This is a genomic window from Streptomyces sp. NPDC014006 (assembly GCF_043088925.1).
Lineage (GTDB): Bacteria > Actinomycetota > Actinomycetes > Streptomycetales > Streptomycetaceae > Streptomyces.
Genome location: NZ_JBICAJ010000017.1, coordinates 38901 through 51919, shown reverse-complemented (window position 1 = coordinate 51919; position 13019 = coordinate 38901). Strand labels below are relative to the sequence as shown.

The following is a 13019-nucleotide window of genomic DNA, read 5'->3' as shown; positions in this document are numbered from 1 at the left end:
ACGCCCGGCAGTCGGTGCGGAACTGCAGCACCAGAGCCCCAAGTAGCTGAGGGAGCTGGACGCTAACCTCCGTACGCCGGTACACGCGGGGGAGGCCGGCAGGTGCTGGACCGGGAGGTTTCGGTGTCCGAGGTCGCGGCCGCCCACGCCGATGCCCTGGAGGTGCAGATCCGCACGCTGCGACTGCGGCGCGGTGTGCTGCGCGCGGTAGCCAAACGCGGCTCCAGCGCCGGTCACCCCCGCGCGGAACGCTACTGGCACCTCCTCACGGTCATCAACGGATGGCCCCTCCCGCCCAGCCTGGCTCCGGTACACACGTCGTTCATGCAAGCCTTGCGCGCTCGCACCGGGCAGCCATCCCGCGTGGAGTAATCCGGTGTCCGGCGGCCGGCCCGTCATCGCGGCTTCGATCAGGCTCCGAGGGCCTCGGCGCCTTCGACAGGGCGGCCTCCCTCGAAGGGGGCTCCGGCGCGGACGAGGGTGACGAGGTGAGGGGCGTCCACCGCGCGCCATCCTTGCTGGGCGGACTCGACGCGTTTGACTCGAGCCGGCATCCAGATTCATCCAGGACTTCGATGGGGCCATGACCCCCGTCGACTGGACCTCATGCAGCCATCCCGACAGGTACCCCCTCCCTCACCCGGGTGCGGCCCGCCCCCGCCCCTCCCGGGCGAGGGGCGCCGCGGGTACGCCTACACCGCTCCCCCGAGCCGTCGATCTCGCGAACGCGTACCCGCTCTGCCATCCGCACATGATCTCGTTCAAGGCACGGTCATGCGGGTGTCCCGGGTGGCGCGTAGTGGCGCAAGTAGTAACGCACATGAGGCTCGAGTCCCGACAGGTCATCGCCGTTGAGCGCGTGCCAGAGACGGTTCTCGATCCAGAACCGATGCGCGAACTCCTCGAACGAAGCTGCACACCAGAGGATCGCGGCTCTTTGCTCCTCCGGATCGTCGAGATCGGTCTCCGTCTCTTCCCCATCGCGCCACGCCTCGTACTCGTACTCGTAGTCGAGACAGGAGTGCACCACGAACGCCTCACCCGAAGGACGGAGGTAGAGGTACCAAATAACGCAGTCCTGTTGATCCCGCAGGAATCGCACGAGAAAGGCACCAGACTCTGCCGGACAGGGCAGGGGCTCTGAGATATCGGTCCAGCAGCCGGTCACCGAGACCTCATCCAGCGAGCCGTGCAGCTTCGAGTCGGCCTGGAAGGTGACGAAGTCCCGAGGCAACGTCAAGCCCTTGGCCGCAAGGTTCTCTGCCAAGCGATTGAGCGCCGTAACCTGGTCGGGAACAGGTTCGCCGGTACCACCAAGCCATTGAAAGGCGCCCGTGAACTCGGTGGCGAGAGGCGGCAGGCTCTCGCAGGGGTAGTACTCATAGGTGTAGCCGCAGGGTCGGTATTCACCCAGGTCAGTGGCACACCAAGCAGAGTCGAAGCCGACCGAGGACAAGTCAGGCCCTGATCGTTCACCAGGCATCGGCCCCCATTGATCACCGTGAGCGGAGTCGTCGACGTCAGCATCGCACTGCTTCCTGACACTCCCTGCGACGGGTGCTAGTGTGCTGCGCCAGAAATTCTGAGGGTTAGTAAGTACCCTGTTGTCATGTCGCATTCGGGGCCTTCTGCTGTGGAGATCACGTTGTCCGAGGCCGAGCGCGCAGAGTTGGTGCGCCGGACGGAATTGCCGCACCGGCGCTCGGCCGAGAAGGCCCGCATCATCCTGGCGTGTGCTGACGGTATGTCAAACGCGGGTGTCGCACGGATCGTCGGTGTCCAGGCCAAGACGGTCGGCAAGTGGCGTCGGGCATTCGCCGCAGAGCGGATGCCCGGGCTTGAGGACGCCGGCTGGATCGGCCGGCCGAAGGCCGACCTGATCCTCGACGATGCTGAGCGCAGGCAGCTGCAGCAGTGGGCGCGGCAGGCCAAGACCGCCCAGTTCCTCGCGTTGCGAGCCAAGATCGTGCTGCGCTGCGCGGAGGGCGGGACGAACCAGCAGGCTGCGGCCGACCTCGGCATCGACAGGTCGACCGTGGACCGCTGGCGGGCCCGGTTCATCGCGAAACGCCTTGACGGTCTTCATGACGAGCCACGCTCGGGCCGGCCGCCCTCGATCCTCCTCGACCAGGTCGAGGAGGTCGTCGTGGCCACCCTGGAGTCGGTCCCGGGCCAGGACACGCACTGGTCACGGGCCTCGATGGCCCAGCGCACCGGACTGTCGAAATCGACGATCGGGCGAATCTGGAAGCGGTTCGACCTCAAGCCCCACCTGCAGGACTCCTTCAAGCTGTCCACCGATCCGCAGTTCGTCGCCAAGGTCGTCGACGTCGTCGGCCTGTACCACCACCCGCCCGAGAAGGCGGTCGTGCTGTGCGTGGACGAGAAGAGCCAGATCCAGGCGCTGGACCGGTCCCAGCCGGTGCTGCCGATGATGCCGGGCATGCCCGAACGGCGTACCCACGACTATCTGCGGCACGGCATCACCAGCCTGTTCGCCGCCTTCAACATCGCCGACAGCACCGTCATATCGGCACTGCACCGCCGCCACCGGGCGATCGAGTTCAAGAAGTTCCTGATCCGGATCGACAAGGCAGTGCCCGCCGGGCTCGACGTGCACCTCGTCTGCGACAACTACGCCACCCACAACACCGCCGAGATCAGGACGTGGCTCGGCAAGCACCCCCGCTTCCACGTCCATTTCACCCCCACCGGCTCCTCTTGGATGAACCAGGTGGAGCGGTGGTTCGGCCTCCTCACCGACAAGCTCATCCGCCGCGGCGTCCACACCTCCGTGAAGGCACTGGAGGACGACATCACTGCGTGGATCGACACCTGGAACGAGAACCCGCGGCCCTTCACCTGGACCAAGACAGCCGACGAGATCCTCAACTCCCTCGCCGACTACCTCACCAAAGTCGGAACCACCGACCAGAAAACAGAGCAGAACTAACCCTCAGGATTTCTGGCGCAGCACACTAGTGCCGCGGCAGGCAACGTTTGCCCCGCCTGTACGGTCGGGGCATGGATGCCAGCGGCCAACCGACTCTTGATGAGATCGAAGATCGCTTCGTTGAGCTTGTCGCGGGCCGGTTGCCCCGGGATGAGGCTGACCGCTGGGCGGCGAGGTGGGTGATGGAGGACAGGATCGTCTGGGACGACTTGTCCTGGTGGGCTCTGAACCGCCTCTATGGCATCGATCTTCCCACGAGCGATGACGGCGGCTACCTGCACGATGACGAACAGATACGGGAATGGCTCGCTGAGCTGAGGAAACGCCGAGCGATGTGAAGCCGTCGCAGCGCCGTCCTGCAGTCCCGGTCGCTGCCAGGATGTGCGCATGGCCGAACGGGTGCGGGTGCGTGAGATCGATGACGACGAGGGCCGGAGACTGCTGCGGATCATCCGCAGGGGCACGGGATCGGTGGTGACCTGGCGACGGGCCCAGATGGTGCTGCTGTCCGCGCAGGGCATGTCCGTGACGAAGATCGCCGAAGTGACGTTCACCAGCGCGGACCGAATCCGGGACGTGATCCACAACTTCAATACCGACGGTTTCGACTCGCTCTACCCGAAGTACAAGGGTGGGCGCCCGAAGACCTTCACGCTCCCCGAGCGTCGGGAGATCAAGAAGATCGCCAAGTCCAAGCCGGCCGAGCATGGCCTGCCGTTCTCGACCTGGAGCCTGGCCAAGCAGGCCGACTTCCTGGTCGCCGAGGGGGTGGTCGACGACATCAGCCACGAGGGCCTGTGCAGCCTGCTCCGCGAGGAAGGCGTCTCTTCTAGCAGCTGCCCGCGAGGACGAGTGAAGGACGCCGCGTCGTTGAGGGCCTGGATCCGTTGCCAGGGGTCGGGCAGCACGTTGAGGACGAACATCGAGGTGACCAGGTCGAATCCGGTCTGTACGGGGCGGGGCCAGCCGAAGTCGTGCGGGTCGAAGCCTTCGGCGTTCAGGCCCGCCGAGCGGTAGTGGGCGACGTCGGCTCCGCGACCGCGCCGAGGGTGAGCCGCAGGGTCGAGCCGGCCGCGTTGCCCCGGTAGTGGTAGCGCACCCGCTTGCGCAGGTTCTGGGTACTGGTCCGATTCGCCATGTACCGCGGGGCTATGCCGACGTAGAGCAGGCGCCCAGCGTCCAGATCCGCGTGGGGCGGCTGTTCAAAGTGCTACCCGTAAACCCCTGCCGCTGCCGGGACAGGGTTCGGACGCACCAAGACCTCTGGCGCCGACCACAACCGATGGGGACTGACGAGAGCATCAGCTTCCACGAATCCTCCAGGCGTGCCACGAGTGATCGCCGCAGGCTACTGGTCGACGCTGACAGAAGGTCCCGGCTTGCATAGCTACGTGACATCAGCTTGGGAAGCTGCGAGCATTTGCAGCCGGTTCACGTGGTGACCTGGGTGAACGGCTCGGGCGTGACCTCCTCGCGTCCGACCGCTTTCACCGTGGTTCCCCGCTGTTCCCCGCTCGATCTGGTGCGTTTGTGGTGCGGCCTTCGCGACAGCCACAGCCTCCGCTGTCGGATCCGAGTGCCACGATGGCCGGCATGGGCGAGGACGTGTTTTGGGCACTGATCGAGGAATTCCGACCGGCCGGGCCTGACCCCGATGCCGATGGCCTCGCGGCGGCCCTTACCACTCGGCTTGCGGCCGGGCCGGTGTCCTTGATCGCCGAGTTCGCCGAGCAGTTGGCATGGGCGCTGTACCGATTGGACCTCCAGGAGTACGGCCGCGGCCTCTCCGGCGACGCGTTCCTCTACACGCGTGCGGCCGTCGTCGCCGATGGCCGCGAAACCTACCGGCGGGTCCTCCTCGATCCCGCGCGCTTCACGACTTACGCCGCGGGCCTGATGTGGGCCGCGTCTCTGCTCTATGTGCCAGACCGGGCATACAAGGCCCTCACTGGGCAGGAGTGGGATCGCGGCACCCGCTACTCGTACGAGTCCTACTCAAACCGGGCTGGCTGGGGGCGGCAGGCCATGATCGACGACGAGCTTGTCGAAGCCGTCCGTGCCCGCGTCGCCGACCGTGACCTGCCCCCGCCGGCAACGCTGGAGGACGTCGCGGCGGTCGAAGCCGCTGTCGGCCGCCCGATGCCGCAGTTGCTGCGGCGTCTCTACCTCGAAGTCGCCAACGGCGGCTTCGGAGTCTGGGAATGCCTCTCGCTGACGGACACCGGCAATTGGTTCAGCGACGAGCGGGACATGATCGAGGCCCACCGGCTCTTCTCGGCTATGGACGACTCCGGCATCCCCGCAACGCCCGAGGGGGTCGTCCCGCTCATGGACCGCGGCTGCTGTATGTGGACCATGATTGACTTCAGCACTCCCGAGGGCCGCGTCTGGGACTGGGATGCCAATAACTGCTGCGTCCTGGTGCCGACCACCTTGACCCTCGCCCGGTGGCTCACGGGCTGGCTGGAGGGCTGGATAGTCCCAGGGCCGTACTCCCCGTTCCGCATACACGCCGACGGCTGCCCTGACCGGCAACCGTCAGTGTCTTCATAACGGGCTCGGCTCCCAGCACCATCCCGTCATCGACGTCCTAGGGCTCTCAGACACCACCGCTGTTCAGGGCGCTGCGGACGCGACGTCGTATAGGGCTCGCCCCAGGTCGTCCAGGGTGCGTCCGCGTACAGTTCCGCGGTGATCGTGTGGCCCTGGTCGCTGTCGTGCACGACGACCCGGTGAGCGATGACAGCTCAGCGGTGGCGGGGCGGTCCGGGCCGCCGGTGAGGCGGAGCTCGCGGGCGGCAACGGTCAGTACTTCGGCCTGCGCATCGACAGCCACAGCGTCACTACTACGCGATATTCGGAGCTGGAGGTGATGCCACGAGTGGGGGCTACGGTACGTTGCTGTGGGCGCTGCTGATCTTGACTATCGGGCCCGGACGCAGACTGGTTGCATCCCGCCGGGCCTGGTCTCCAGGCTTCTCGAACTCGGCCATGCCGAGAAGGTGGAGTTTTGGGCCGGCCATGGGGAGTGGTTCTGCGCGCGGGAGTGGGCGCGGTTGCTCGGTGAACAGGGCCGATGGGCTGAGGCGCTGGAGGTGCTCGCCCCGTATCTGGCTACGGGCTGGTGGACGGCCACCGAGACCACGGCGGAGTTGCTGGAAGGCTGGGGGCGGGCCGACGAGGCGATGGTGCTGGCCCGCGCTGGTATGGAGGCCGGGCATCGTCTGGCGCTGGAGCCTTATGCGCGATTGCTCGCCCGGCACGGCCGCGGCGAGGAGGCGTTCACTTTGCTGCAGCCACACATCGACGACTGGTTCCTGGCTGCGGCCCTGGTTGCCGTCGCTGAGGGCGCCGGCCGCGACGAGGAGGCTGTGGCACTGCTCGCCGCCCGGATCCCGGAAGAACACCGTTGCGACACGCTGTGGTGCTGTCGCGGCCTCGATCCCGGCACGGCGATCCGTTTGCTCGCCACCATTCGTGAGCGCCAAGGCCGCGTCGATGAGGCCATCGCCCTGCTGCGCACCCGCGACGACACCTCGTTCAACGGCCGGGACCCGCTGGCCGATCTGCTGGCCCGGCATGACCGGATCGGGGAACTGCGCGCCTACGCGGCAACCGAGGAGCTGGGAGATGCCGCGCGGCGCCTCGCGGAACTGCTGGAGGGATGCGGCGACGTTGAGGGCGCGATCGCGGTATACCGGCAGGCCGACCGGCCCTTGGCCCTCGACCCCAACTCGGCTGTCCAGCTGGCGCAGCTCCTGGCCCGGCACGGCCGGGGGGACGAGGCGATCGATGTCATGTGCGGCCTCGCCGAGGCCCGCAACGGGGATGACTGGATCCTCCACACCCTGTCCGACCTGTGCCTCGACCAGGGCCGCCCCGCGGACGGCCTGGCATACCTTGACGCTCTCGCCGCCGCCCGCGAAGGCGAGGAGTACTGGGATCTGTACTGGATACGGCTGCCGCTGATCGCCGCCCGCGACGGAGTCGACCAAGCGATCGCACAGGCCCGCTCCCATCCCGAGGGCGCCACCTGGTACGCGGCTGCGCACGTTGCCGAGCTGCTCGCCAGCGCCGGACGCACCGAGGAGGCCGTCGCCGTCCTGCTCCCCCACGACGCCCCTGCCAACAGCCACGACCTGGCCGGGTACCTCATCGACATCGGCCGCATCGAAGATGCCGTGGCCATTCTTCACAAGCACAAACCTCGTCCGCCGCAGCCATCGACCCCCGCTTGGAGCGAAGAACCCCCGTTCTGAAGAGCTGAGGCGCAGGCCGCGGCCGCGTTCCGGCCGGGAGCGGGAAGCGGGCCGCTCCAGCCGCTCTGCCAGCCCATGCGCCTAGAGGTTGTCCCGTAGGGGGTGTGAGTTATCCGGTGAGGGCCAGGTTGTGGAGCCTGGCGATGCCGAGCATGGCTTGGTGAACGCCGTGGCCCTTGAGCCGGCAGTCCCGCAGGATCTTCCAGTTCTTCAACCGTGACAGGGCGTGTTCCACGCGCGCTCGCGCCCGGCGGTGGACGGCGTTTTCCGCTTCCTGCTGCGGGCTGAGATGCGTCTGGCCTCGTCGTTTGCGGTGCGGGATGAGCAGGCCGGTGCCTTGGTAGCCTCCGTCGGCGATGGTCGGTGCACCGCGGCAGGCCCGGTCGACGCCGGACTCCGTAAACGCCCGGCAGTCGTTGCGGCTGCCGGGCAATGGCAAGCCGATCGCCACCACCAGGCGGCTGTTGGCGTCAATGACGACCTGCAGGTTGGTCGAGTACCGATAGTTCTTGCTCGAGGCGGCGATGCTGCGGTCGCGGGTGGGCACCAGGGTGCCGTCGACGATGTAGACGGTGTCCTTGCGCGGCCGACGCGCTGGCGAGATGGCCAGCAAGGGCGCCAGGTGGTCCAGGATGCGGTCGGCCGCCGACTTCGAGACCCCGAACAACGGCGCCACCTGTCGCAACGTGAGATTCGTGCGCCAGTACGTCGCCACTAGCAATACCCGGTCCTCCAGGGGCAGCCGCCACGGCCGACCCCGCTGCACGTCACCACCACGGCGCCGCACCAACGCGACCAGCCTGGCGAACTGCACCTCGGTCAGTCCCGAGAACGGCTCGATCCACTTCGGATCATCTGCTGAGATCACCCCACCCATGCCCAGCCAACGCACCAACCACCCCACCGGTTACGGGACAACCTCTAGCCTCGTGAAAGACGTGCCGAAGCCGGACTGGGCCCAGTGACACCGAGAACCCCAAGGACAGGAAGAGCACGGAGAATGCCGGATTTCGTACGAGAGGGACGTCTGTTCCGGGTGGTCAGCTTCGCGGCGTCGCACCGGATGCTGCTGTTGCGCAGCGAACCCACTGCCGTCGATGGAACGGACACCCGTATCGAGGTGTACTTCGGCCACGTCGAACTGATGCTGCTCAAGCCCATCTATGAGAAGGGCATTCACATCCGCCGGGCGTCGGAGGCGGAGTTCGCAGTGCTGAAGGAGCGTCATGACCTTCCTGCGGACGATGCGGACTTCACCTGGATAATCGAACCGGACGGGGACAGCTTCATCGTCGCCGGCGATCCCGCGTGGCGTGAAGCGGCCCGCGAGTTCGAGGACCCGTCCTTGTTCGACTTCACCCAGCCCTGGCCGCCGGACTTCCCCGCGGAGTACGGCAGCATCGGCTGATGCGCTCGACACGCTGAGGGCGCCCCCTGCCACAGGGGGCGCCCTCAGCGTTCGGCACATCTGCTAAATCCCTGAGAGATCGTGCTTTCGATGCCGCAGGGCCGACCGCGTCCCGGCCGGCCGCGCCCACAGGGCCTCCGGCCCCCGGGTCCGGCATGACTCCCCCTCCTGTTGGCGGCTGGCTCGCCAGGCAGTTCCACGCCCAGGAAGGGCACCTGCGGGTACGGCGCAAGCACGGCTTCGTCGACGGTGTGCAGCATAAGCTCGGGACCTGGCTCGACAACGCCCGCCGCAGGGCTGACCGGCTCACCCGGGAACGCCGCGCCGAACTCGACGCGCTCGGCACGAGGTGGAGCTGACCTGCTGGGTGGCTGGCTGCGCGGCGCCTCCGAACTCTCAACCCTTCTCACAGCAGACCCGAAGCCCCGCTAACTGATCATTTCAGAATGACGTTCGGAGTCGTCGCAAGCAGATGATGCTGCAGGCGAGTTGCAGCAGGCCGAGATGGAGGTCGGCGCGTATCTCGTAGCGGATCCGCAGCCGTTTGAATTGGTGGAGCCAGGCGAAGGTGCGCTCGACGACCCAGCGGGTCTTTCCCAGGCCGGAGCCGTGGGCGGTGCCTTTGCGGGCGATCTTCGGTGTGATGCCCCGGGCCCGGAGGAGGCTTCGGTACTTGTCGTAGTCGTAGCCGCGGTCTGCGAACAGCCGGCGCGGACGATGACGCGGGCGACCTCGCCGCCCGCGGATGCGGGGGATCGCGTTCAGCAGAGGCATCAGCTGCGTGACGTCGTGACGGTTTCCGCCGGTCAGGGACACCGCAAGGGAAGTTCCGTTCCGGTCGGTGATCAGGTGGTGCTTGCTTCCCGGGCGGGCGCGGTCGACCGGCGAAGGTCCGGTGTGAGCCCCCCTTTGAGGGCCCGGACGTGTGAGCCGCCGATCGCCGCGTCGTCCATCTCCAGCAGCCCCGCCTTGCGCAGCTCGGCCAGGAGGAGCTCGTGCAGACGCGCGGCCAGACTCCGGCCTCGGTCCAGTCCCGCAGCCGCCGACAGGCCGTCACACCACTGCATCCGATCCGCTCCGTGGGTACATCGGCCCAGCTCACGCCCTTGCGTAGCACGTAGACGATCCCGCGCAGGGCGGCCCGGTCGTCCACCGGCAGCCGCCCCGGATACCGGCGACGACGCGGCGGACGAGGAGGGAGCAATGGGGCTAGGCGGTCCCACAGGTCATCAGGCACAAGATCATCCGACATCCGCAGAACTCTGCCGCCCACCAGCCCGACTGCCAAGCCCTGGGCCAACCTCATGGCTCTGTACACAGCTACAGCGCCCACAACGGCTGTTCCGTTCGGCATAGCCGCGGTGCCGGCAAAGGCTGAGGAGATTCCCGGTGTGGACCAATCCCTGTACTCAGATGCGACGACGGTTCGGGCGCGAACGCCACCTGCCCGGGCCGCCATTGGCTGCCGATCTCGGATCTGTTGCCCTCGTTGTTGTGACGTACTGCGCGTAGCGACGACGTGCGTCGCTCAGGCTCTCCGCTCCGTTAGGGCCGCCCCAGACCTCGTCGGCGTTCGGATCGTCCTGGCCATCGTCTTCCCAACTGCACTCGGCACAGATCTGGAACTGTCCGCGGGCTTCCAACGTCAAGAGCTTGCAGCAGGGACAGGCATACGGACCGCAACCGGGCGGGCCGGCTCTGGGCGGTTCTCCGGGCGGTGTCACGCGTCGAGTGTTGCATGATCTGCGAGGAAGCCCTGGGCTGGTCGCTCATTCTGAAACGAACAGTAAAAGAGCGTTTTGTCCCGGCAGAGTTGTTTCCTAGTGTTTCTGTGGCGCATCGCCGTGGGTCCGTTGAGGCCGGAGGGATCTTGCGAGGGCTGTGTGACCACGGAGGCGAGACCTCGGCCCGTTTCGGTGTACTCGCTCCTGTCTGATCCCAACGCGCCCCCGGATGCCGCCGTTTGCGCCCTGCGACGGTGCCGTTCCTGCCACTACTACCGAAACATGACGCGACCGCGGCCGTATCCAAGCGACCTGTCCGACGCACGCTGGAAACTGATCGGACCCGCGCTTACTTCCTGGCGGGCAGAACGCAGAGGCAGGGGCTTGGACATCGGACGCCCGCCCGAGCACGACCTGCGCCGCATCATGGACGCCATCCTCTACGTCGACCGCACCGGCATCCCCTGGCGGTACCTGCCGCACGACTTCGCCCCCTGGGAAACCGTCTACGGCTACTTCGCCGCATGGCAGAAAGAAGGCGTCTTCGACCAGCTCAACGGGCTGCTGCGGCGCCTGGTTCGTCAGGCCGAGGGTCGGGACCCCGAACCGAGTGCCTGCGTGCTGGACGCACAGAGCATCAAGACCTCCGCCAACGTGCCCGCCGCTGGCCAGGGCATCGACGCAGGCAAGAAAATCGCAGGCCGCAAGCGCCACATCGGTGTCGACGCCCTCGGACTGCTCCTGGCCCTCTGGGTGACCGCGGCGAGCGTCTCCGACAACGTCGGCGGCATCCACCTGCTCTCCCAGATCGCCACCACAAGCCCCACGTGACCAAAGCATGGGCCGATACCGGATACCGCACCAAGGTGATCGACCATGGCGCCCGCCTCGGGATCGACGTCGAAGTCGTGCAGCGCGAAGCCGGCGTCAAAGGCTTCAAGGTGATCCCACGACGCTGGGTCGTCGAACGGACCTTCGGCTGGCTCATGCACCACCGCCGCCTGGCCCGCGACTACGAAACCCACCCGCATCGCTCCGAAGCCATAATCCACGTCGCCATGATCGACCTCATAAGCCGACGCCTCACCCGAGAATCCACCCAGAACTGGCGCGGCACCTGAACCTCGAACCAAACAACCCTGCCGGGACAAAAACGCTCTTTAAGCACCGTCAGCCCCTCCCCAACCTCTCGGAAGCTCTAACGCCCAAAGGGGAGAGCGCCAGAGCCGACGGCCCCAAGCAGTTGCCCGACTCCGGCCGGTGCACTCGATGAATGAACCCACTCCTTTCCCGAAGGGAGCGGGCAACTTCGGGGACTCACCGACCGCCGCGCCGCCGACCAAGGGCAAGGGGCCGCCCCGTGCCGCGCTACGGCTTCGCACACCCCGTGATGGCTCTCGAACGCGACGGCTTCCTGCGCCGCGACCACACTCCCCCGCCCGTCCGACGCAACATCACAGCCACGAGCCCCCTACCCAGACCAGATGCGCGGCACCGTTCTCCCGCTCCATCCGGATCCACAGGCAACGCGGTCTCGGCGACGGCTCAGCGCGGTCCTGGCCTCCTGCAGTAGGGGCTCCCTGGTATTCGCGTCCTCAGCGCGGCGGTGCAGGCCGGACGACGCCATCGGCGCGAGGAAGTAGCCGGACGCGTCGCTCCCCGACAGCACTTCAGGAAGCGACGAGCTGCCGACGTACAGAGAAGGGCCTGCATCCGAGGTAAGCGCGCTCACGGAGGAGATCAGTCAAAGCTGGCCTTCGTGGGCGTCGCGCGCAGGCGGTCAGGCTCGACGGTAGCTGTCGACCGGGCCGCCCCAGCCGCCGGCGGGCCCGTCGAAGTCGATCATGAGCAAGGAGCCGTCCGGTTTCACCTTCAGGTGACCCAGGCCGCGCCCGCCGTCCTTGCCACCCTGGCAGGTGTAGGTGATGGTCGCAGATTCCTCACCGTTTTTCTTCACCGGGACGAAGGTGCCCGTGCACGAGAGCCTGGCGCCCTCGGCCTTGGCTTTGCCGTCCTTGATGATCAGGGTGTCCAGTGTTGTGTCACTGGGGGTGGCGATGTACTTCCAGGTGCCAGCTGCCCGTTCCAGGAGCGTGCCCTGAGGGGCGGTCACCCCCGCGGGCTTCTCCGTTGCGCCGGTGGTGGCACTTGCCGTGCCGTCTGCTGGCTTCTCATCCGCGCTCTCGCTGCCGCAACCGGCGGCCATCACGACCACGGCGAGCGTCGCGACCGCTATCCATCGCTCCTTGCGCACGACAACACCCGTTCTCTCCTTGTGCTTTTACAACGGCCGCAAACGTAACAGGTGCTGGTGGGCGAGCTGATCAGGCCCTTGCTGCAGCACCCGAAAGTCGGGCGGCACGGCTGAGTGCCCAGATGTCTTGTCACTGCGGAGACCTCGTCAACGACCGTGCAAGGTGGCCAACCCCTTCGTGCCTTCTGCGATGTGGTCACCGTGAAGCTGATGCGGATCGGCGCTCGATCTTTCTTGACGGTCCGCCGACGGAGTCGGTGGACCGTTTCGCTTTCGGTGGCTGATCGCGGGCAGGCCGTGGGCCCGAGTGTTGCGTCGGGTGGGCGCCGGGTTCCACTGCTCCGGGTGGGGTGGTGCTACTCGCAGGGATAGGGAAGCTGCTGGTCGGCTGCTGGGTGGAGCCGACGCGGTAGTGGAGGCG

General features: G+C 67.0%; 11 protein-coding genes and 5 pseudogenes. 9 read left to right on the top strand and 7 right to left on the bottom strand.

Annotated elements, in window-relative coordinates; all coding sequences use genetic code 11:
* Nucleotides 1-96: 96 nt before the first annotated feature.
* Nucleotides 97-228 (top strand): annotated as a pseudogene (locus ACF1GV_RS37790) (MerR family transcriptional regulator); the annotation flags it as partial.
* A gap of 182 nt (nucleotides 229-410) precedes the next feature.
* Here ACF1GV_RS37790 and ACF1GV_RS37785 read toward each other — a convergent pair.
* Both ACF1GV_RS37785 and ACF1GV_RS37780 read right to left on the bottom strand, forming a co-directional pair.
* Nucleotides 411-539 (bottom strand): annotated as a pseudogene (locus ACF1GV_RS37785) (IS256 family transposase); the annotation flags it as partial.
* A gap of 233 nt (nucleotides 540-772) precedes the next feature.
* Nucleotides 773-1456: a hypothetical protein gene (locus ACF1GV_RS37780; protein ID WP_391690584.1), complete on the bottom strand. Its 684-nt coding sequence runs from the start codon at nucleotides 1454-1456 to the stop codon at nucleotides 773-775.
* A gap of 177 nt (nucleotides 1457-1633) precedes the next feature.
* Between ACF1GV_RS37780 and ACF1GV_RS37775 the strand changes: the two genes are divergently transcribed.
* From ACF1GV_RS37775 to ACF1GV_RS37765, 3 genes and pseudogenes are all read left to right on the top strand, one after another.
* Nucleotides 1634-2953: an IS630 family transposase gene (locus ACF1GV_RS37775; protein ID WP_391690722.1), complete on the top strand. Its 1320-nt coding sequence runs from the start codon at nucleotides 1634-1636 to the stop codon at nucleotides 2951-2953.
* A 71-nt stretch (nucleotides 2954-3024) separates the two neighbouring features.
* Nucleotides 3025-3291: a hypothetical protein gene (locus ACF1GV_RS37770; protein ID WP_391690581.1), complete on the top strand. Its 267-nt coding sequence runs from the start codon at nucleotides 3025-3027 to the stop codon at nucleotides 3289-3291.
* A gap of 49 nt (nucleotides 3292-3340) precedes the next feature.
* Nucleotides 3341-3781: pseudogene (locus ACF1GV_RS37765) on the top strand (transposase); the annotation flags it as partial.
* Between the two features lie 169 nt (nucleotides 3782-3950).
* Here the strand turns inward: ACF1GV_RS37765 and ACF1GV_RS37760 are convergent.
* Nucleotides 3951-4091, bottom strand: a complete 141-nt coding sequence (locus tag ACF1GV_RS37760; RefSeq protein WP_391690578.1) for a GIY-YIG nuclease family protein — start codon at nucleotides 4089-4091, stop codon at nucleotides 3951-3953.
* Nucleotides 4092-4546: 455 nt separating this feature from the next.
* On the opposite strand from ACF1GV_RS37760, the gene ACF1GV_RS37755 reads away from it, so the two are divergent.
* A complete protein-coding gene (locus ACF1GV_RS37755; RefSeq protein WP_391690576.1) occupies nucleotides 4547-5506 on the top strand; it encodes a DUF4240 domain-containing protein in 960 nt (319 codons plus the stop codon).
* A gap of 350 nt (nucleotides 5507-5856) precedes the next feature.
* Nucleotides 5857-7212, top strand: coding sequence for a hypothetical protein (locus tag ACF1GV_RS37750; protein ID WP_391690573.1), 1356 nt, complete (start codon nucleotides 5857-5859; stop codon nucleotides 7210-7212).
* A 109-nt stretch (nucleotides 7213-7321) separates the two neighbouring features.
* On the opposite strand, the gene ACF1GV_RS37745 is transcribed toward ACF1GV_RS37750, so the two are convergent.
* Entirely contained in the window at nucleotides 7322-8089 is a 768-nt protein-coding gene (locus ACF1GV_RS37745) for a transposase (RefSeq protein ID WP_391690718.1), read from the bottom strand.
* 123 nt (nucleotides 8090-8212) lie between these two features.
* Here ACF1GV_RS37745 and ACF1GV_RS37740 point away from each other — a divergent pair, with 123 nt between their 5' ends.
* Both ACF1GV_RS37740 and ACF1GV_RS37735 read left to right on the top strand, forming a co-directional pair.
* Nucleotides 8213-8620 carry a hypothetical protein gene (locus ACF1GV_RS37740; RefSeq protein ID WP_391690570.1) on the top strand — a complete coding sequence of 136 codons (408 nt, stop codon included), beginning with the start codon at nucleotides 8213-8215 and terminating at the stop codon, nucleotides 8618-8620.
* Between the two features lie 155 nt (nucleotides 8621-8775).
* Entirely contained in the window at nucleotides 8776-8979 is a 204-nt protein-coding gene (locus ACF1GV_RS37735; RefSeq protein WP_391690567.1) for a helicase associated domain-containing protein, read from the top strand.
* An 82-nt stretch (nucleotides 8980-9061) separates the two neighbouring features.
* Here ACF1GV_RS37735 and ACF1GV_RS37730 read toward each other — a convergent pair.
* Both ACF1GV_RS37730 and ACF1GV_RS37725 read right to left on the bottom strand, forming a co-directional pair.
* A pseudogene (locus ACF1GV_RS37730) lies at nucleotides 9062-9872 on the bottom strand (IS5 family transposase).
* Nucleotides 9873-10029: 157 nt separating this feature from the next.
* On the bottom strand, nucleotides 10030-10344 hold the full coding sequence (locus ACF1GV_RS37725) for a CPCC family cysteine-rich protein (RefSeq protein WP_391690565.1): 315 nt from the start codon (nucleotides 10342-10344) through the stop codon (nucleotides 10030-10032).
* A 282-nt stretch (nucleotides 10345-10626) separates the two neighbouring features.
* Here ACF1GV_RS37725 and ACF1GV_RS37720 point away from each other — a divergent pair.
* A pseudogene (locus tag ACF1GV_RS37720) lies at nucleotides 10627-11465 on the top strand (IS5 family transposase).
* Nucleotides 11466-12124: 659 nt separating this feature from the next.
* Here the strand turns inward: ACF1GV_RS37720 and ACF1GV_RS37715 are convergent.
* On the bottom strand, nucleotides 12125-12598 hold the full coding sequence (locus ACF1GV_RS37715; protein ID WP_391690562.1) for a hypothetical protein: 474 nt from the start codon (nucleotides 12596-12598) through the stop codon (nucleotides 12125-12127).
* Nucleotides 12599-13019: the final 421 nt, after the last annotated feature.